The sequence below is a fragment of the Cryobacterium sp. M23 genome (assembly GCF_002929655.1).
In the GTDB taxonomy this organism is placed as follows: Bacteria; Actinomycetota; Actinomycetes; order Actinomycetales; family Microbacteriaceae; genus Cryobacterium; species Cryobacterium sandaracinum.
In genome coordinates this window covers 14,944-33,482 of record NZ_PJJV01000055.1, presented here as the reverse complement: position 1 = coordinate 33,482, position 18,539 = coordinate 14,944, and the positions used below count along the sequence as shown (strand labels likewise).

At 67.8% G+C, this 18,539-nt stretch carries 15 protein-coding genes and 1 tRNA gene; 5 read left to right on the top strand and 11 right to left on the bottom strand.

All coding sequences use genetic code 11. The features are described from left to right. Nucleotides 1-13: 13 nt before the first annotated feature. Nucleotides 14-592, top strand: a complete 579-nt coding sequence (gene epsC, locus CXY82_RS03965) for a serine O-acetyltransferase EpsC (protein WP_104169779.1) — start codon at nt 14-16, stop codon at nt 590-592. A 13-nt stretch (nt 593-605) separates the two neighbouring features. Further along, entirely contained in the window at nt 606-1,616 is a 1,011-nt protein-coding gene (locus tag CXY82_RS03960; RefSeq protein WP_104169778.1) for an isopenicillin N synthase family oxygenase, read from the top strand. Between the two features lie 49 nt (nt 1,617-1,665). On the opposite strand, the gene pdxH is transcribed toward CXY82_RS03960, so the two are convergent. The 10 genes from pdxH to argS all read right to left on the bottom strand — a co-directional run bounded on the left by pdxH (nt 1,666) and on the right by argS (nt 14,526). Next, on the bottom strand, nt 1,666-2,307 hold the full coding sequence (gene pdxH / locus CXY82_RS03955; RefSeq protein WP_233199191.1) for a pyridoxamine 5'-phosphate oxidase: 642 nt from the start codon (nt 2,305-2,307) through the stop codon (nt 1,666-1,668). 106 nt (nt 2,308-2,413) lie between these two features. After that, nucleotides 2,414-3,493: a peptide chain release factor 1 gene (gene prfA, locus CXY82_RS03950; protein ID WP_104169777.1), complete on the bottom strand. Its 1,080-nt coding sequence runs from the start codon at nt 3,491-3,493 to the stop codon at nt 2,414-2,416. Then, nucleotides 3,493-6,030, bottom strand: coding sequence for a transcription termination factor Rho (gene rho / locus CXY82_RS03945; protein WP_370443677.1), 2,538 nt, complete (start codon nt 6,028-6,030; stop codon nt 3,493-3,495). Before rho ends, prfA begins: the two co-directional genes overlap by 1 nt. A 545-nt stretch (nt 6,031-6,575) precedes the next feature. Next, the gene (gene thrB, locus CXY82_RS03940) at nt 6,576-7,529 is read right to left on the bottom strand and encodes a homoserine kinase (RefSeq protein WP_104169775.1); all 954 of its coding nucleotides are present in this window, start codon (nt 7,527-7,529) and stop codon (nt 6,576-6,578) included. Continuing rightward, the gene (thrC, locus tag CXY82_RS03935) at nt 7,526-8,647 is read right to left on the bottom strand and encodes a threonine synthase (RefSeq protein ID WP_104169774.1); all 1,122 of its coding nucleotides are present in this window, start codon (nt 8,645-8,647) and stop codon (nt 7,526-7,528) included. The genes thrB and thrC overlap by 4 nt, the downstream gene beginning before the upstream one ends. Further along, a complete protein-coding gene (locus tag CXY82_RS03930) occupies nt 8,647-9,984 on the bottom strand; it encodes a homoserine dehydrogenase (RefSeq protein ID WP_104169773.1) in 1,338 nt (445 codons plus the stop codon). The genes thrC and CXY82_RS03930 overlap by 1 nt, the downstream gene beginning before the upstream one ends. Then, complete coding sequence (lysA, locus tag CXY82_RS03925; protein WP_104169772.1) at nt 9,981-11,441, bottom strand: diaminopimelate decarboxylase; 1,461 nt, start codon at nt 11,439-11,441, stop codon at nt 9,981-9,983. The genes CXY82_RS03930 and lysA overlap by 4 nt, the downstream gene beginning before the upstream one ends. Nucleotides 11,442-11,648: 207 nt before the next feature. Beyond that, nucleotides 11,649-11,936, bottom strand: coding sequence for a hypothetical protein (locus CXY82_RS03920; protein WP_104169771.1), 288 nt, complete (start codon nt 11,934-11,936; stop codon nt 11,649-11,651). Between the two features lie 131 nt (nt 11,937-12,067). Continuing rightward, a complete protein-coding gene (locus CXY82_RS03915; protein ID WP_104169770.1) occupies nt 12,068-12,847 on the bottom strand; it encodes a DUF2993 domain-containing protein in 780 nt (259 codons plus the stop codon). Between the two features lie 2 nt (nt 12,848-12,849). Further along, nucleotides 12,850-14,526, bottom strand: a complete 1,677-nt coding sequence (argS, locus tag CXY82_RS03910) for an arginine--tRNA ligase (protein WP_104169769.1) — start codon at nt 14,524-14,526, stop codon at nt 12,850-12,852. A 53-nt stretch (nt 14,527-14,579) separates the two neighbouring features. Here argS and CXY82_RS16985 point away from each other — a divergent pair, with 53 nt between their 5' ends. After that, nucleotides 14,580-15,233, top strand: coding sequence for an iron ABC transporter ATP-binding protein (locus CXY82_RS16985; protein WP_146067613.1), 654 nt, complete (start codon nt 14,580-14,582; stop codon nt 15,231-15,233). Nucleotides 15,234-15,401: 168 nt separating this feature from the next. Next, nucleotides 15,402-15,473 (top strand) — tRNA-Arg (locus tag CXY82_RS03900). A 767-nt stretch (nt 15,474-16,240) separates the two neighbouring features. On the opposite strand, the gene CXY82_RS03895 is transcribed toward CXY82_RS03900, so the two are convergent. Then, nucleotides 16,241-17,809, bottom strand: a complete 1,569-nt coding sequence (locus CXY82_RS03895; protein ID WP_158252123.1) for a DUF222 domain-containing protein — start codon at nt 17,807-17,809, stop codon at nt 16,241-16,243. 319 nt (nt 17,810-18,128) lie between these two features. Between CXY82_RS03895 and CXY82_RS03890 the strand changes: the two genes are divergently transcribed. Continuing rightward, nucleotides 18,129-18,362, top strand: a complete 234-nt coding sequence (locus tag CXY82_RS03890; RefSeq protein WP_104169766.1) for a GYD domain-containing protein — start codon at nt 18,129-18,131, stop codon at nt 18,360-18,362. Nucleotides 18,363-18,539 lie beyond the last annotated feature (177 nt).

Sequence of the window (18,539 nt, the reverse complement as noted above, 5' to 3'; positions counted from 1 at the left end):
GGCGACGCAGCGAATGGGTGTCTTTTCGAGCATCCGTGAGGACCTGGCGATGGCGCGCGCCCACGACCCGGCCGCCCGCAGCAACATCGAGGTGTTCCTGGCGTACAGCGGTCTGCACGCCGTGTGGTCGTATCGAGTGTCCCACCGGCTGTGGGAGGCCGGATTGCGGCTCCCGGCCCGGCTCCTGTCGCAGTTCACCCGGTTCCTGACCGGGATCGAGATCCACCCCGGCGCCCGCATCGGCCGGAGGCTGTTCATCGACCACGGCATGGGCGTGGTGATCGGGGAGACCTCGGACATCGGCGATGACGTGATGGTCTACCACGGGGTCACCCTCGGCGGGAAGACCCGGCACGGGGTGGCCCGGGGGGAGAAGCGGCACCCAACCCTGCACGACGGGGTGACGATCGGCGCCGGCGCCAAGGTGCTCGGGCCCATCGTCATCGGCGCCTGGAGTACCATCGGCGCCAACGCGGTGGTGACCCGGGATGCCCCACCCAAGTCGCTGCTGCTGGGGATCCCGGCCATCGTGCAGCCGGCCAAGACCGATACCATCGAATCCGCCCGCGGGCTGCTGCCCGGCGACGACTGAGGGACAGAGACCAATGACCACCGATACCGCCGCCCTCACCCTCCCCGTACTCGACCTCTCGCGGCTTGACCGGGGCGATGCGGAGGCGGAGGCTTTTCGGGCCGATCTGCGCGAGGCCACCCACTCCTTCGGGTTCTTCTACCTGACCGGTCACGGCGTGCCCGCGGACCTCACGGATCGGGTCATGCGCACCGCCCGAGCCTTCTTCGCCCTCCCCGAAGCCGACAAGATGGCGATCGAGAATCTGAGGAGCCCGCACTTCCGCGGCTACACCCGCGTGGGCGGCGAGCTCACCCAGGGTACGGTTGACTGGCGCGAGCAGATTGACATCGGGCCGGAGCGCCCGGCACTTCCGCGGCCCACGGATGCCGACTACCGGCGTCTCGAGGGACCGAACCAGTGGCCGTCCACTCTCCCCGCGCTACGAGAAGTGATGACCCTCTGGCGCGAAGAGCTCACCGCGGTCGCCCTCCACCTGATGCAGGCCTGGGCGCTGTCGCTCGGTGCCGACGAGAACGTGTTCGACGCGGCCTTCGCCGAGAAGCCGTTCACCCTGATCAAGATCGTGCGCTACCCCGGCAAATCCGATCCCACTCCCCGGCAGGGCGTCGGCGCGCACAAGGACTCCGGGGTGCTGACCCTCCTGTTTGTCGAACCCGGCAAGGGTGGCCTGCAGGTGGAGAAGGATGGCGACTGGATCGACGCTCCCCCGCTCGACGGCGCCTTCGTGGTCAACATCGGCGAGCTGCTGGAGGTGGCCACGAACGGCTACCTCAAGGCCACCGTGCACCGGGTGATCTCGCCTCTGATCGGAGACGACCGGGTCTCGATTCCGTTCTTCTTCGGCCCCGCGCTCGACGCGACCATCCCGCTGCTCAGCCTGCCGGACTCCCTCGAGGCGCCCGGGGTCACGGCCGACCCGAACAACCCGATCTTCTCCACCTACGGGGAGAACGCCCTGAAGAGCCGACTGCGCGCGCACCCGGACGTGGCGGCCATCCACTACTCCGACCTCGCCGAGTAGCCACCGCAGCCGCCGCTGCCGGCGCAGCGATCGTCGCTGCCTAGTGGCGCTACGGCTGGAGGCGCTCCAGCGCCCAGCCGCCGCCCTCCAGTGCCGTGAAACGCAAGCGGTCGTGCAGCCGGGACGTGCGGCCCTGCCAGAACTCGATCGCGTGCGGAATGACCCGGAACCCGCCCCAGTCGGTGGGCCGCGGGATCTCCATGTCGTCGGGGTAACGCCGCTCGACCGCGCGCACCTGCTCTTCGAGCAGTTCGCGGCTCACGATCGGTTCCGATTGCTCACTGGCCAGGGCGGCGATGCGGGCGGGCCGCGGACGACGCGCGAAATAGGCGTCGCTGACGGCGGCATCCGTGGCGCGGGCAGTGCCGTAGACGATCACCTGGCGCTGCATCGGGTACCAGGGGAATAGCAGCGTCACACCGGAATTCTTCCGAAGCGCGCGCCCCTTGCGCGAGTCGTAGTTGGTGACGAACTCGAACCCGCTTCCGTCGAGCCCCTTGAGCAGAACCGTGCGGCTGCTCGGCCGCCCGTCGGGGTCGATGCTGCCGACGACCATGGCGTTCGGCTCATACAGCCCGGCCCCCTCAGCGGCCGCCAACCAGGTCGCGAACTCGAGCATCGGGTCAGAGTTCACCTGCGCCTCGGTCAGGCCCACAGCGCCGTAGTCGGTGTGACTCGTCAGGGATTCCATCAGCATCCTCGCCTCGTTGTCGAACGGTGGATGCGAAAAGCCCCGCCGCCGTTCTCTCCAGACTACGAGAGACCGGCGGCTGGGCAACCGCTGCGTGCGGGGTTGGTCAGTCGTGATCACCGATCTCGGCCAGCCGGGTGGCTTCGTCGGCCGTGATGCAGGAGTCGATCACGGCGTCGAGGGCGCCGTTCATGACCGTGTCCAGGTTGTAGGCCTTGTAGCCGGTGCGGTGGTCCGCAATCCGGTTCTCCGGGAAGTTGTACGTGCGGATGCGCTCGGACCGGTCCATGGTGCGGATCTGGCCCTTGCGCACGAGGGAGGCGGCGGCGTCGATTTCTTCCTGCTGCCGGGCAAGAACGCGGGCACGCAGAACGCGCATGCCGGCTTCCTTGTTCTGCAGCTGGCTCTTCTCGTTCTGCATGGCCACGACGATGCCGGTCGGAAGGTGGGTGATGCGCACGGCGGAGTCGGTCGTGTTCACGGACTGGCCGCCGGGGCCGCTCGACCGGTACACGTCGATCTTGAGGTCGTTCGCACTGATCTCGATCTCTTCGGGCTCGTCGACCTCAGGGAAGACGAGCACGCCGGCGGCGGAGGTGTGGATGCGTCCCTGCGACTCGGTGGCCGGCACTCGCTGAACGCGGTGCACGCCCCCCTCGTACTTGAGGTGCGCCCAGACGCCCTCGGCAGGGTCGCTCACGTTGCCCTTGATGGCGAGCTGGATGTCTTTGATGCCGCCGAGGTCGCTCGTGGTCTGCTCGATGATCTCGGTTTTCCAGCGCTTCGACTCCGCATAGTGCAGGTACATGCGGAGCAGGTCGGCGGCGAATAGTGCGGATTCCGCACCGCCCTCCCCCATCTTGATCTCCATGATCACGTCGCGGGCGTCGAGCGGGTCGCGCGGAATCAGCAGGCGCCGCAGCTTTTCGGCCGCGTTTTCCAGCTGCTCCACCAGACCGGGGATCTCCGCGGCGAAGTCGGCGTCCTCGTCCGCGAGTTCCCGCGCGGCATCGAGGTTCTCGCCGATCTCTTTCCACTCGTGCCAGGCCGCGATGATGCGGCTGAGCTCGGCATAACGACGGTTGACCTTCTTCGATCGGGCCGGGTTCGCGTGCAACTCGGGATCCGCCAGCTGAGACTGGAGCTCATCGTGCTCAGCCAGCAGAGTCAGGACAGACTCGAACATCAGTGATCCTTGTCTGACCCACCGAGGGTCGGCATCGACTTCTGAACCTGCATCAGGAACTCGACGTTGGACGTGGTCTCCTTCAGACGACCGAGGATGACCTCCAGTGCCTGCTGCTGTTCTAGCCCGGCGAGGGCGCGTCGCAGTTTCCAAGTGATCTTGACTTCGTCCGCGCTCATCAGCATTTCTTCACGCCGGGTGCCGGATGCGTTGACATCCACCGCGGGGAAGATGCGCTTGTCGGCCAAGTGGCGCGACAGGCGGAGCTCCATGTTGCCCGTGCCCTTGAACTCCTCGAAGATAACCTCGTCCATCTTGGATCCGGTCTCCACCAGGGCGGAGGCGAGGATGGTGAGCGAGCCACCGTTCTCAATGTTGCGCGCCGCGCCGAAGAAACGCTTCGGCGGGTACAGCGCGGACGCGTCGACGCCGCCGGAGAGGATCCGGCCCGACGGCGGGGCCGTCAGATTGTAGGCGCGGCCCAGGCGGGTGATCGAGTCGAGCAGCACGACGACGTCGTGGCCCAGTTCGACGAGACGCTTGGCGCGCTCGATAGCGAGCTCGGCGACCGTGGTGTGGTCTTCGGCGGGACGGTCGAAGGTGGAGGCAATGACCTCACCCTTCACCGTGCGCTGCATGTCGGTGACCTCTTCGGGACGCTCATCGACCAGGACGACCATGAGGTGGACCTCGGGGTTGTTCGTGGCAATGGCGTTTGCGATCTGCTGCATGACGATGGTCTTGCCGGCCTTAGGCGGTGCGACAATCAGGCCGCGCTGTCCTTTGCCGATCGGGGCAACCAGGTCGATGATCCGCTGCGTCAGCTTGCCCGGCTCGGTTTCGAGGCGCAGCCGCTCCGTCGGGTACAGCGGGGTGAGCTTCTGGAACTCGACGCGGTTCGCGGCCTCTTCGACGGTCAGGCCATTTATGGAGTCGACCTTGACGATCGCGTTGTACTTCTGGCGTCCGCTCTGATCGCCTTCGTGCGGCTGGCGGATGGAGCCGACGACGGCGTCGCCCTTGCGCAGGTTGTACTTCTTGACCTGGCCGAGCGAGACGTAGACGTCGCTCGCACCCGGCAGGTAGCCGGAGGTGCGCACGAACGCGTAGTTGTCGAGGATGTCGAGGATGCCGGCGACGGGGATCAGCACGTCGTCGTCGTTCAGCTCCGGCTCGAAGTCGTCGCCGGTGGTGACGCCGCGACGCTTGCGGTCACGGAAACGGTTGCGGTTGCTACGGCCGTTCAGGTCGTCTTCGAGTCCGGCGCGGTCGGGACCGGCGTTGCGCTCCTGACCCTGACGCTCTTGGCCCTGGTTGCGGTCCTGGCGGTCCTGACCCTGACGCTCCTGGCGGTCCTGGCGGTCCTGGGCGCGATCCTGGCTCTGCTGGGCATGGCGGTCCTGACCCTGGTTGCGATCCTGACCCTGGTTGCGGTCCTGATTCTGATGGTCCTGGCTCTGGCCCTGGCCGCGGTTGCCGGTCTGGCGTTGCTGACGGGCGGTCTCCTCACCGCGCTCGGCGCTACGCTCGGCGCCCTGCGTGCGGTCGCCCCCGCGGCTGCGGTTGCGGTTGCGGCCCTGTCGGGGCTGTTCCGTCTGCTCGGACAGTTCGCCCTGATCGGCGTGGTCGCCGCGCTCGGTCGATTCGGCCTGATCGGTGACGACGGTCTCGACCGGGGCGTGCTGCTCGGTTCCGGTCTCGGTGCCGGACTGGGTTCCTGTCTCCGTGGCGAATTCGTCGGCGTTGTTGCGCGCGTCGATGCTGTTGCGGGCGCCGCCGTTGCGGCCACCGCGTGAGCTACCGCGACGCGACCGGCCGGAACCGGTGGTCTCGGGTGCCGCCTCGGTGATCTCGGGGATCTCCTCGGCCACGACTGCGGTCTCGGCGACCGCCTCAAGCGGGGCAGCAGCCTCGGTGATTGTTTCAGTCTCAACGGTGGGGGCCTCGGTGTCCACGATGGGGGCGGCGGCGGCTTCGGCCGCTGCCTTCACGGTGACCGACGTGGCACGTTTGCGAGCCTGGCGGACCGGCTTCGTGGCCGGGGCTACGGTCTCGGTCACGGGTGACTCCGGCAAGGCGCCGGCATAGGTGGTGGGGGCAGTGGTGCGGCGGAGGGTCGCGGCGTCATCCGGAACGATCATGCCGATGCCCAGGTCGCCGTCAGCGTTGACGTGCGCCACGGCGGGAGCCGTGGTCGCGGTGGAGGCGCGGCGGGACACGCGCTTGCGCGGCGCGGCAACGGTGACGTTGGCAGCAACGTCGGTGGTCGAGGCCGCGTCGGTCGCGGCGTCGGCCGCGGGAATCGCCTCTTCGACGGGAACGGCGGCCGTGGTGTCGGCGGCCGTGGTGTCGGCGGAGACACCCGAGGATGCGCTCTTGGCCTGCTCGGCGGTGATTGCTCCTACGAGCTCTCCCTTGCGAAGCTTTGATGCACCCGGGATACCCAGCTCGAGCGCCAGAGCCAGAAGCTCGGCGACGCGAAGGGTGGTGAGGTGCGAGGAATCCGCACCGGGGGTGAGGAGGTTGACGTCAGTCACGAAAAATGTCCTTTCCCCTGGCGTCATGCGTGCTGGCCAGGGAAGCTGTTGCAGCGTCTCACGCGCTGCGGGTGGTCCAATCCCAAAGTGATGTGGATTGAAGTGAACACACACAGCTACGCATAGATGATGCGATAGCAGTGAGTTACAGGGAATGCACCGGAGAAGAGAGCCGGGCGTTACGCGGTTCCATCGGTTGCACTTTTACTGTAGCAGAACGTAAGAACGCCGAGGACCGACCGGATACGGCGTGTCCTTGGCTTTCAGATACTCCTTGACATGAGTGAGTCCTCACAGCCGTCAGCGATGAGTCACCGCTGCCGGGTCCAACCGGCTCGGTGCTCCGGCCCGCGTCCCGAACGAATTCGACGGAGATTCTGCCCGAATCGGCCCTGAAAACTCCGAAAAGGCAGTTGTGAACGAGAATCTCCGTCGAATTGGTTCACCACCGGATCGGGCGCTGCGCCTTCGAGGAACACTGCCCGGGCGGTGCAGTCGACTGACCGACCGGGAGCGACACAACCGATCGATTCGGACTCGCTTCTCTAACGCTCGGTGCGGGTGACGGTTGCACCCAGCACGTCGACGGCCAGCATCAGCGCCTGCCAGGGCGTTTCGGACTCGGCGGCGACGAGCTCGGCCGCGACGAGTCGCTGCCCTGGGTCACTGGCCAGCACCAGGATCGATGGGCCGGCGCCGGAGACGACGGCGGCGAAGCCGTGCTCCCGGAGCAGGGTGATCAGCCGGTTGGTCTCCGGCATGGCGGCGGCACGGTAGCTCTGGTGCAGTTTGTCCTCGGTGGCCGCGAGGAGCAGTTCGGGGCTCTGGATCAGGGCCGCGATCAGCAGGGCCGAGCGCGACAGGTTGAAGACGGCGTCTTCGTGCGGCACGCTCTCGGGCTGCAGGCTGCGGGCGAGCGCCGTGGACATGGCGTGCTCCGGAACGAACACGAGCGGCTTGACGCCGCGGTGCACCATCAGCTTCTTGTGGCGCGGTCCGTCGGGTGTCATCCACGCGATCGTGAGACCACCGAACAGGGCGGGCGCCACGTTGTCGGGGTGCCCCTCCATCTCAGTCGCGAGGGCCAGGAGCGCCTCCGCGTCGATGTCGACGATGCCCTCGAGCAGGCCCTTCGCGGCCATGATCCCGGCGACGATGGCGGCGCCGGACGAGCCCATGCCGCGGCCGTGCGGGATCTCGTTGTGGGCAATGAGGTTCAGTCCGGGCAGTTCCTGGCCGTAGGCGGCGAAGGCGTGGATGAGGGCGCGCACGACGAGGTTGGTCTCATCGGTGGGCACCACGCCTTCTCCGACGCCGTGCACCTCGACCGTGACGCCCGGCTCATCGCGAACGGAGACCTGGAGGTGGTCGTGGTGTGCCAGGGCCAGACCCAGGGTGTCGAAACCGGGGCCGAGGTTGGCCGTGGTCGCCGGCACCTGCACGGTGACGGAACGGCCCGAGAGCACCGACTTGCCGGAGAGGGCCTCGGCGATGGTCATTTCTGGACCAGCCCGAGGACGCTGGCGATTTCGGCGGTGTCGACAGGCACGATGGTCGGCTTGACGTCGGAGCCGTCCGCGGTGCGGAGCGCCCACTGCGGGTCCTTCAGACCGTGGCCGGTGACCGTGAGTACCACGGTGGAGCCGGCCGGGATGAGTCCGGCTTCGGCGCGTTCGAGCAGGCCGGCGACGCTGATCGCAGAGGCCGGCTCGACGAAGATGCCGACCTCGGCCGACAGGATGCGGTAGGCCTCGAGGATCTTATCGTCGCTGATCGCGCCGAAGTAGCCGTCGGTCAGGGTACGCGCGGCGAGGGCGAGGTCCCAGGATGCCGGGTTGCCGATGCGGATGGCGCTGGCGATGGTCTCCGGGTGGTCGACGCGGTGGCCGAGCACGATCGGGGCGCTGCCAGCAGCCTGGAACCCGAACATGCGCGGCAGCTTCGTAGTGGCGCCGCGCTCGAGCTCTTCGGTGTACCCGCGTGTGTAGGCGGTGTAGTTGCCAGCATTGCCGACGGGGACGATGTGGATGTCCGGCGCGTCTTCCAGCACCTCGACGACCTCGAAGGCGGCCGTTTTCTGGCCTTCGATCCGGTCGGGGTTGACCGAATTGACCAGGTGCACGGGGTAATTCGCGGAGAGGTCGCGGGCGATGTCGAGGCAGTCGTCGAAATTGCCCTGCACCTGCAGCAGCTGCGCGTTGTGTGCGATGGCCTGGCTGAGCTTGCCCATGGCGATCTTGCCCTCGGGCACCAGCACGACGGCCTGGATTCCGGCGTGGGTCGCGTAGGCGGCGGCCGACGCAGAGGTGTTGCCGGTGGACGCGCAGATGACGGCCTTGGCACCGTCTTCGACGGCCTTGGAGATGGCCATGGTCATGCCGCGGTCCTTGAAGGAACCGGTCGGGTTCATGCCCTCGTACTTGATCAAGACCTTCGCGCCCGTGCGAACGGAGAGCGCCGGAGCCGGAATCAGCGGGGTGCCCCCCTCGCCGAGAGTGATGATGGGCGTCGCATCCGTGATGTTGAGGCGGTCCGCGTACTCGCGCAGCACGCCGCGCCACTGCCGGGAAGCCGTCTTCACGACTGGTTTCGGCAGAGTCTCTCGTTCGCTGGACATCAGGCTCCTTCAACTCTCAAAACGGATGCGACATTGGTGACAAATCTGTTCGCGGCGAGGTCTGTCACGGTGGCCGCCAGGGCAGCCTCCGTAGCCTCGTGCGTTCCGATAACTAGGGTAGCCGTGGCGGAGACGGCGGAGCGACTCGCGGTGCCCGGCTGGGCCGGCGTCATCGACTGCTCGACCAGTGCCAGGGACACGCCGTGGTCGCTGAACACGCTGGCGAGCGTGGCGAGAACGCCGGGTTCGTCGGTGACTTCCAGGGTGACGGCGTAGCGCGTGACGATCTGGCCGATGTCGAAGACCGGCAGGTCGGCGTGCTGGGACGCGGGAACGCCGGGGCCACCGGCGATGTGGCGGCGGGCCAGTGACACCAGGTCGCCGAGCACGGCGGACGCCGTCTCCACTCCCCCGGCGCCGGCGCCGTAGAACATCAAGCTGCCGGCCGACTCCGCTTCGACAAAGACCGCGTTGTTGGCGCCGTGCACGGAGGCGAGCGGGTGGCTGCGGTGAACCATGGCCGGGTAGACCCGGGCGGAGACGCCCTGCTGGCCGCTTTCGGCGTCGACGAGGCGTTCGCAGATGGCGAGCAGCTTCACGACGTAGCCGGCCTTACGGGCTGAGTCGATCTGCGCGGGCGTGATGGCGGTGATGCCCTCGCGGTAGACGGATGCGAGCGGCACGGTCGTGTGGAAGGCGAGGCTGGCCAGAATGGCCGCCTTCTGCGCCGCGTCGTACCCGCCGATGTCGGCGGTCGGGTCGGCCTCGGCGTAGCCGAGGTCGGTGGCCAGGGCGAGAGCCGCCTCGAGGGTGTCCCCCTCAGTGTCCATCCGGTCGAGGATGAAGTTGGTGGTGCCGTTCACGATGCCGAGGATGCGGTTGACCTGGTCGCCGCCGAGACTCTCGCCGAGCGGCCGAACGATCGGGATCGCACCGGCCACGGCCGCCTCGTACTTGAGCTGTGCGCCGACCTGGTCGGCGGCGGCGAAGAGTTCGGGCCCGTGGGTGGCCAGCAACGCCTTGTTGGCGGTGACGACATCCGCCCCCGAGTTGATCGCCATCAGAATGTATGAGCGTGCGGGCTCGATGCCGCCCATCAACTCGATGACGACGTCGGCGCCGAGGATCAGGGTCTCGGCGTCGGTGGTGAACAGCTCGCGGGGCAGGTCGACGGTGCGCTCGGCGTCGACGTCGCGCACCAGGATGCCGACGAGCTCGAGGCTGGCACCCACCCGGTTGGCGAGTTCTTCACTGTTTTCGAGCAGCAGCCGGGCGACCTGGGCGCCGACGGAGCCGCCTCCCAGCAGTGCGACGCGCAGATTGCGGTATTCGATCATCGGGCGGGTTCCTTCGGTAGATCGGTCGAGCCGGTGGTCGAGCCGGTGGTCGAGCCGGTGGTCGAGCCGGTCGAGCCCGAGACCCCGGTGTCGCGGGCGAGCAGGTCGGCGATAGTCTCGCCGCGCACCAGCATCCGCGGGATGCCGTCGGCCACCGCGACCACGGCCGGCCGGCCGAGGAAGTTGTAGTTGTTCGACAGCGACCAGCAGTAGGCGCCGGTGGCCGCGACGGCCACCAGGTCGCCCGGGGCCACGTCGCCGGGGAGATAGTCAGCGTCGACGACGATGTCGCCGCTCTCGCAGTGCTTGCCGGCGAGGCGCACCAGCACCGGGTCGGCCGCCGACACGCGGCCGGCGAGCCGCACGGTGTAGTCGGCGCCGTAGAGGGCGGGGCGGGCGTTGTCGCTCATGCCTCCGTCGACACTGACATAGAGGCGCGGGTTGCCGGCCACGTCGACGGACTTGGTGGTTCCGACCTCGTAGAGGGTGATTCCGGCCGGGCCGATGATGTAACGTCCCGGCTCGAAGGCGACCACGGGCACCGGGATGCCGAGGGCGCTGCACTGCGCGGCGACGATGTCGGCCAGGATGGCCGCGAGCTCGCCGATCGGGGTGGGGGTGTCGGCCAGGGTGTAGGCGATGCCGAAGCCGCCGCCGAGGTTCAGCTCGGGGACGGGGCCGCCTGCGAGCAGGGCGGCGTGCACGGCGAGGAGGCGCGACGCGGATTCGGCGAAGCCGTCGGCGCCGAAGATCTGCGAGCCGATGTGGCAGTGCAGGCCGCGGAAGTCCAGGCTCGGCTCGGCCCGGATGAGGCCCACCAGCGCCGCGGCGTCATCGAGCGTCACGCCGAACTTCTGGTCTTCGTGCGCCGTGGCGAGGAATGCGTGGGTGTGCGCGTGCACGCCGCTGTTCACGCGCAGCCGAACGGCCTGCACGATGCCGTGCCGGGCGGCGGCCGCGGCGACGCGCCCGATTTCGACCAGGCTGTCGATCACGATGGTGCCGACGCCGACGCGGCAGGCCTCGTCGATCTCGGCCAGGGATTTGTTGTTGCCGTGATAGCCGAGCCGGTTCGGCGGGCTGCCGGCCGCCAGCGCCACGGCGAGTTCGCCGCCGCTGCAGACGTCGATGTTGAGACCTTCGGCCAGCATCCAACGGGCGATCTCGGTGGACAGGAACGCCTTGCCGGCGTAGTAGATGTGCACGCTCGTGCCGATGCGGGCGAACTCGGCCTCGAAGGCGGCGCGGAGCGAGGCCGCGCGGGCGCGGGCATCCGTTTCGTCGACCAGATAAAGAGGAGTGCCGAATTCGGCGGCCAGGGCGGAGGCGGTGCAGCCGCCGATGAGGAGTTCCCCCTGCGGGGTGCGGTCGATGGTGGCCGGCCAGAGGCCATCGGCGAGCGCATTGGCGTCGTCGGGCAGGCAAAGCCAGTCGGGGGCGAGCGGGTTGGTGGCCACGGGTGAAAACCTCACGGGAAATGTCGAGTGGGTGTCTCACTGAGTGGCGAGCGAACCCGGATTGGTCCCTGAAGCCAGTGAACGGATGCCGTCGGCTGCGACCGGGGACCTGTCCCGAGTGTAGCGAACGCCGCCGGTGCGCGCCGAATCGCGTTACGTCCCGCTGCGTGGCGGGCTGCGCGGGCTGGGCAGCGGGGCGGGCCGCGATCAGACCAGCGCGGCGGTTTCGGCCACGTCGACGATCCACGCCTCCGGGTCGCTCATGACCGACGAGCCGCTGCTAGTCCAGATGCGCCGCATCTTGAGGAGCATCTTCTCCGCCTCCCGGACCGAGCCCAATTCCAGGTCGACCATGACGAAGTTCGGAACAGTCACCGAGCGGAGGATCGTGTAGCGGATCACCCCCGATCCGCGGCGGTCGGCCGGGTCCAGGTCGAAGGCGCGTTTCCAGCGGTCATAGTCGGGCACTGGGTGCTGAATGCGCAGGACAGTCATGGAGCCTCCTCGAACAAGCGAATGCGCGACCGGCGGTTCCTTTCAGCCTACGACCCCGCGGTCACCGTGTCAGGCCCCGGTTTGGTCACGGTTCGAACGGTCCGCGAGCGGCGCGGCGTGCCGCTCACGGCTCAGCCCGCTCCGCAGCCGCCGAGGGTGGTCAACGACTGACGGCTCAGCGTCAACGAGCTCGACTGCAGCGTGAGTCGCGCTCGATCCGCGGTCACGTTCACTCCGGCGAGGGTGACCCCCTCGGGGAGGTACTGGGCCACGCAGATGCGGAGCGGTTCCTCACCCAGAACACGAGATAGCAGGTTGCCGGCGTCGATGCTGCCGCCGCCTGAGGTGACGCTGGCACCGCTCGGCGTGAGCAGCAGTGCGTCGGCGCCCACGCTCGGCGTCGCCGAGGCGCGGTAGCCGATCGGAAAGCCGAGCACCTCCAGGCTGCCGCTGTAGCTGATCTCGTCCTTCCCGAGTTCGACGCCGGCGTCGGGGACATTGCTCGGCAGAGCCTGGCTCAGCAGGGTGTTGAGGGAGTCGGGTTCGAGGTCGATGATGCCGCGCACGTCGCCGACGGGCTGGGATTGGTCGAGCGGGACATCCGTCGCCACGACGTGCACGGATGCCGGCACGCCGTCCACGGTCAGGGTGCCTGATTCCAGGGCCACCCGGTCGAAGCTGCCGCCGAGGTACTGCGCGATGACCGACAGGCCTCCGATGGAGACGGCCACGTCCCCGGTCACGGTGTCGGGCAGGTTCGAGGCGATCTCCTGCTCGATCTGGCCCTCGGCGTAGCTGCGCAGTCCCCCGTCGACGAAGAAGAAAGCAGCGACGAGCCCGACCACGACCAGACCCGCGACGATGAACGCCCCGAGCCCGCGACGACGGGATTTCCTGGCGGACGCGTCCATGCCTACATGCGTTCCGGTGCGGAGACGCCGAGCAGGCCGAGGCCGTTGCGGATGACCTGGCCGGTGGCGTCGTTGAGCCAGAGCCGGGTGCGGTGCAGGTCGGTGATCGGTTCGTCGCCGAGCGGGATCACCCGGCAGCTGTCGTACCAGCGGTGGTAGTAGCCGGCAACCTCTTCGATGTAGCGGGCGATACGGTGGGGCTCGCGCAGTTCGGCGGCCTGCGCGACGACGCGCGGGTATTCCTGCAACACGCCGAGCAGGGCCGATTCGCTGTCGTGGGTGAGCAGCTCTGGGGCGAATGCGGTGCGTTCCACCCCCGCGGTGGCCGCGTTGCGGGCGACTGAGCAGGTACGGGCATGCGCATACTGCACGTAGAAGACCGGGTTCTCGTTGGTGCGCTTGCCGAGCAGGTCGAGGTCGATGTCGAGCTGGGTGTCGCTGCTGGACCGCACCAGGGAGTAGCGGCCGGCGTCCACGCCGACGGCGTCGACGAGGTCGTCGAGGGTGACGATCGTTCCGTTCCGTTTGCTCATGCGCACCGGTTCGCCGTTGCGCAGCAGGTTGACCATCTGTCCGATCAGGATCTGCAGGTTCACGCCGGGCACGTCGCCGAACGCCTCGACCATGGCCATCATGCGGCCGACATAGCCATGGTGGTCGGCGCCGAGCATGATCAAGTTCTGGTCGAAACCGCGCTCACGCTTGTCGAGGTAGTAGCCGAGGTCGCCGGAGATGTAGGCCGGTTCGCCGTTGGAACGGATGATGACGCGGTCGCGGTCATCGCCGAACGTGGTCGTGCGCAGCCAAATGGCCCCGTCTTCTTCGAAGATGTGGCCCTGTTCGCGCAGCCGTTCGATGGCCCGGTTGACGGCGCCGGACTCGTGCAGGGAGTCTTCGTGGAAGTACACGTCGAAGTCCACGCCGAAGCCGTGCAGCTTCTCCTTGATCTCGGTGAACATCAAATCGACGCCGACGCTGCGGAAGACTTCCTGCTGCTCATCGCGGGCCAGCACCGCGATGTCGCCTTCGTGGCTGGCCACGACCTGGTCGGCGATGTCTCCGATGTAGGCGCCGCCGTAACCGTCTTCGGGGGTGGGCTCGCCCAGATAGCCGGCGAGCACGCTGCGGGCGAAGCGGTCGATCTGCGAGCCGTGGTCGTTGAAGTAGTACTCGCGGGTGACGTCGGCGCCCTCCGCCTGCAGCACCCGGGCCAGGCTGTCACCCACGGCCGCCCAGCGCACGCCGCCCATGTGGATGGGGCCGGTGGGATTGGCGGACACGAATTCGAGGTTGATCTTGAGGCCGTCGTAGAGGTGCCCGGTGCCGTAAGCGGGGCCCGCATCGACGATGGTCTTGGCGAGTGCGCCGGCGGCGGCGGCCTCGAGACGGATGTTGATGAAGCCGGGTCCGGCGACGTCCACCGAGGCCACGTCGGGAAGCTGTTCCAGGCCGGCAGCCAGTTCGGCGGCCACCTCGCGCGGGTTGGAGCCGAGTGGCTTGGCGATCTTCATCGCGATGCTGGAGGCCCAATCACCGTGGTCGCGGTTTCTCGGACGCTCGAGGGTGACATCCGCCCCGGTCAGGTTGACGTCGGTCACGTCGATTCCGGCCTCGCGTCGACGCTCGCTCAACTGGAGGATGAGGTCGAGCAGGGATTGGGAAAGCTCAGCGGGAGTCACGACAAGCAAGCTTACCGGCCCGGTCACAGACAACCCTCTTGGTAAGGTCAAGCGTGACTCACTCCCTCTCGCCCAGACTCCCGCGCGGACGGCTCCTGCGCACCACCCTTCTCCTTGCCACCGGCACGGTCGCCGTCGTGGCGCTGGCTGCCTGCGGTTCGGGTTCCACCCCGGAAAGCAGCCCGTCGGCAGCGTCGCCATCATCTACTCCCGGGTCGACGTCGGACGCGACGCAGACACCGGGGCCCACCGCGACGCCGACGCCCACCCCCACGGCAGCAGGCACCCCGGTCACATTTACCTGCGACCAGGTGCTCACCCTCGACGACGTCTACGCCTTCAACCCGAGCTACGGCACCGCCCCCGGTTTCGAGCCGACCATCGCCGCGGGTCAGACGGCGGCAGAGTACCAGGGGCTGAATTGCGGACTGCTCAATCAATCCAGCGACGGAACGATCGAGGTCTCGGTGACCCAGCCCAACGACGTGCTGCTGTCGCAGCTGAAGAACGATGCCATCAGCTCCAGCCAGATCGTTCCCACGTATGGCACGCCGCCCGCCGTCGAGGGCTATTTTTCGGCTGCCGGCGGCACTGGTGTGGCTCAGGTCTTCACCTCCACCTACTGGATCACGGTGGGCTCGAGCGAGTTCGTCGAGCCGGGCGACGCCGAGTCACTCGTTTCCGCGGCGATCGCGAACCTGCAGTAACACGCCCGGGCGGACCGCGCGGCGGAACCCACCTGAACCTGCCCGAACCTGCCGAATTCGGCCTTTCCGGTCGAGTTCGGGTGGTGTGCCGGGCGGGCTCGACCGCATCCGTCGAACTCGATGCGGAACATCGCCTGCCCGGATGCTGATAACCTAGTGTTTTCCCTGGCCCCCATAGCTCAGGGGATAGAGCACTGCCCTCCGGAGGCAGGGGCGGCAGTTCGAATCTGCCTGGGGGCACAACAGTCAGAGTTCGTGCGAACACTCGGGTCGCGGGCTAATCGGTGACAAGATCTGAAGGCTTTGTTACGCCGTTTGCCCACACTGGCCCACAGTTCCTCGCCGCCGACTCTGATGCCCTGCCGCTCGGCTACGCCCGGATCCCGGCACCCCGCTGCCGGCCTACCGGCTCAGTGCCTACCGGCTCAGTGCGGAAACCATCGCGCAAGGCGAACTCGATGCGCGGACCGGGGAACTCAACAGGGCGCGGATGCGTGACCCGGTAGGTGTGCGGCATGAAGCCCTCGCCGACGAGGCTCGGCGTCGCTATGCCGTGGTCGCACCGGTCACCCGCGCTACCGACAGGTCAGCGATGACCATTGAGCCACACCGGGGCGGGACCGCCGCCATCCGATGGGTACGCAGATCAGCTGAGGAGCGCGACGGGATCACGTGGACGTCGGCGCCCGCGGCGGTCGGTCGGGTCTGGGAGCACGTCGTCGGAGCCCCACCGCAACGACTCGAGACCGCGGTACTTACAGACGATGGCCGGGGAAGGGCTGCCACCAAGACCTTCCCCCCGTTCGAATCCGGAGGCAGCGAGGTTGCTGTGCCCCGGCCCCTCCGGAATCGCGTGCAACGCGGAGAATACCGCTACCGCCTCTGAAGCTCCGGGCCCGGTGGTGGACCGGTTCGACGGAGATTCTGGTCTGAAACCACATTTTTGGGTTTCCTGGGGCAGTTTCGGGCAGAATCTTCGTCGAATTCGTTCGGGAGAGAGTTGCTGCTCAGCCTGTGACGAGAAGACACGGGAGTCCCGGAACGCTCGCTCGGGAACCACGGACCGCTCCCTCAGAAGTCGCGGAACCCACGCTCATCCCGCGTCGCGGTCGATCGCCTGTGCCGGTTTGGGAGCAACTGCCCCGCCCCTCCCTCGAAACCCGGTGACGGCCCGTCCGGAGATTCCCGCGACGCGGGTCGAGCCCGTCGAGACCAAGAGCTACAGCGCTGCCCGCTTGCTCGGCAGTGCCACCAGCGTCTGCTCCGGATCTACCTCGACCGGTGGCCCAAGCCAGTACTGCGTTCCGGTGCGGCTGATCGTNGTGCGCTTCTGCCCACGCTGGCGGTTTCTCACAGTCGACCCAGAGACATCCGCCGTCACGGACTGCCATTGCGGCGCGCTGTTTCTCGGTGAAGAGTCGTTCGTCGCGGCCGACGCTGATGATCTGGCCGTTGTCGTCGAATTTGATGCCGCGGGTCCCGGTGTCGCAGAGCAGCCGGTCGATGGTCTCCTGCGAGATCGGGACCGGGTTGCCCTCGATCTGCCCGTGGCCGGCCGGTGCGGCCGACTGCCGCGCCTCTGCTTCCTGCGCGTCTGCTTCCGGCTTGAGCGCCTTCTCGGTCACGATCACGCGCACCGAGGGTCGGCGCCCGCCGAAGACCCGGCCCGGGTCGGCCTCGCCGGCGATTTTGAGCAGCTGCACCATGGAGTCAGCGGCGATCTGTTCGGTCGTGCGGGGGTCGTCTTGCATCTTCTTGGCCCAGGCCGCCCGCTCTGCATCCACGAATCGCACCCCGCCGCGGCGCGGGCCCGTGATCGAGTCGAACGTGGAGAGCACGAACTCGCCGTCTTCGGGGGCAAACAGCCCGCTGAGTCGTACGTTGCCGTTGCCCAGCCGGTAGACCCGCAGGTAGCGGTCGTCGGAGGCCTGCTTCTCCCGGGCGGCGATGCCGGCCTCGTCAAGCCGGTCGCGCATCCGTCTCGCCCATTTGAACACCTGATCGGCATTCAGTGACGACGCCTCCGCCAGGAGCGCCTCCAGCGCCACCGCGAGCTTCTCGGCGGTGACCGAGGCGTCGATCTGGCCCAGCCCCGCGCGGATCGACTCGGCCGCGTCGACGGAGAGGGTTCCGGCGGTGACGGCCCGGGCGATCGGTGCCTGCCACGGCACCTTCGCCTCGAATTCGGCGACCTCGGCGGCATCCCTGTCGGGCGAGGAGAGCGCCGCCTCGACGAGCTTGTCGGCCGCCTCGGCATCGGCCATCATGGTGCCGACTGCGACCAGCTTGTAGGCGTCGCCCTTGGACGAGCCGGTCGAGTTCTGGATCAGGGCCTCCGGCGAGAGGTACCCCTGCTGCGCCGCCAGGCCCGAGTGCCCGAGCTCCGGTCGGGAACGCTCGGCGATGGTCGCCGCCATCCAGGCGGCATAGGTATCGACGAGACGGCGGATCGAAGCGATTCGCTTCTGACCGGCCAACACCTCGGCATCAGGAAGGGCCGAGAAGTCAGCGCATGACGAGCCCAGCAGGGCCACGGCATCGGCCGCCTGCCTGAGGTCTTCCGCGAGGTTGGTCATGTTACGAGGATACCTCATTGCGTACACATAGTCGAGAGTTTGTCGGATGGTTGAGGATTTTTGGAGGTTGAGATTCGAAGTCCTGTTCATCGATCTTGGAGGTATCGCTTCGGGTCTCGCCCAGCTCGACCACCGGGTCGGGAGCTCTCTGAGGCTGGGCGGCCGCCCCGTTGTCCCCGGGAAAAGCCGGGCCTACCATGTGTCGCAGCCCCACTTCGGGGACCGAGCGTCGTTGCCGTGCCTCGGCGGGTTGCCGCACACAGGTCTCGGGCATTGCTCCGGATGTCCGCGTCCTGCACATCACAGGACGGGACTGACCATGAGCACGTATCTGTTTGAAGCGAACTACGTGGGCGAAGGTATCAGGGGCCTCATGCGCGAAGGCGGCACCGGCCGTCGGGAGGCGCTGGTCGCAGCCCTCAAATCGGTGGGTGGGTCGGTCGAGAGTTTCTACTACGCCTTCGGGGAGACCGACGTTCTGGGGGTCATCGAGGTTCCGGAGCCGTCCGACGCCGCCAAGAAAACGCCGGCGTATCGGGCTCCCGGCCAGTAGGTCTGCAGCGGCGTTCTCCCGCTCTAGCGCAGCATCCATGGGCACTCGGATGCGGTGACGCCCCGAGCCGGATGGCCATCGGCTGACACTTACTCCGCCCAGTTGCCCGGAACGACGACGACCAGTCTGCAGCGCGGACATCGGTGACAGGACGCGAGCCCCTGAGCGGTGTCCACA

Coding starts and splice junctions, on each gene's coding strand:
- epsC (WP_104169779.1), top strand. CDS start 14: ATGGGTGTCTTTTCGAGCATCCGTGAGGACCTGGCGATGGCGCGCGCC.
- CXY82_RS03960 (WP_104169778.1), top strand. CDS start 606: ATGACCACCGATACCGCCGCCCTCACCCTCCCCGTACTCGACCTCTCG.
- pdxH (WP_233199191.1), bottom strand. CDS start 2,307: ATGGAATCCCTGACGAGTCACACCGACTACGGCGCTGTGGGCCTGACC.
- prfA (WP_104169777.1), bottom strand. CDS start 3,493: ATGTTCGAGTCTGTCCTGACTCTGCTGGCTGAGCACGATGAGCTCCAG.
- thrB (WP_104169775.1), bottom strand. CDS start 7,529: ATGACCATCGCCGAGGCCCTCTCCGGCAAGTCGGTGCTCTCGGGCCGT.
- thrC (WP_104169774.1), bottom strand. CDS start 8,647: ATGTCCAGCGAACGAGAGACTCTGCCGAAACCAGTCGTGAAGACGGCT.
- CXY82_RS03930 (WP_104169773.1), bottom strand. CDS start 9,984: ATGATCGAATACCGCAATCTGCGCGTCGCACTGCTGGGAGGCGGCTCC.
- CXY82_RS03920 (WP_104169771.1), bottom strand. CDS start 11,936: ATGACTGTCCTGCGCATTCAGCACCCAGTGCCCGACTATGACCGCTGG.
- CXY82_RS03915 (WP_104169770.1), bottom strand. CDS start 12,847: ATGGACGCGTCCGCCAGGAAATCCCGTCGTCGCGGGCTCGGGGCGTTC.
- CXY82_RS03890 (WP_104169766.1), top strand. CDS start 18,129: ATGAGCACGTATCTGTTTGAAGCGAACTACGTGGGCGAAGGTATCAGG.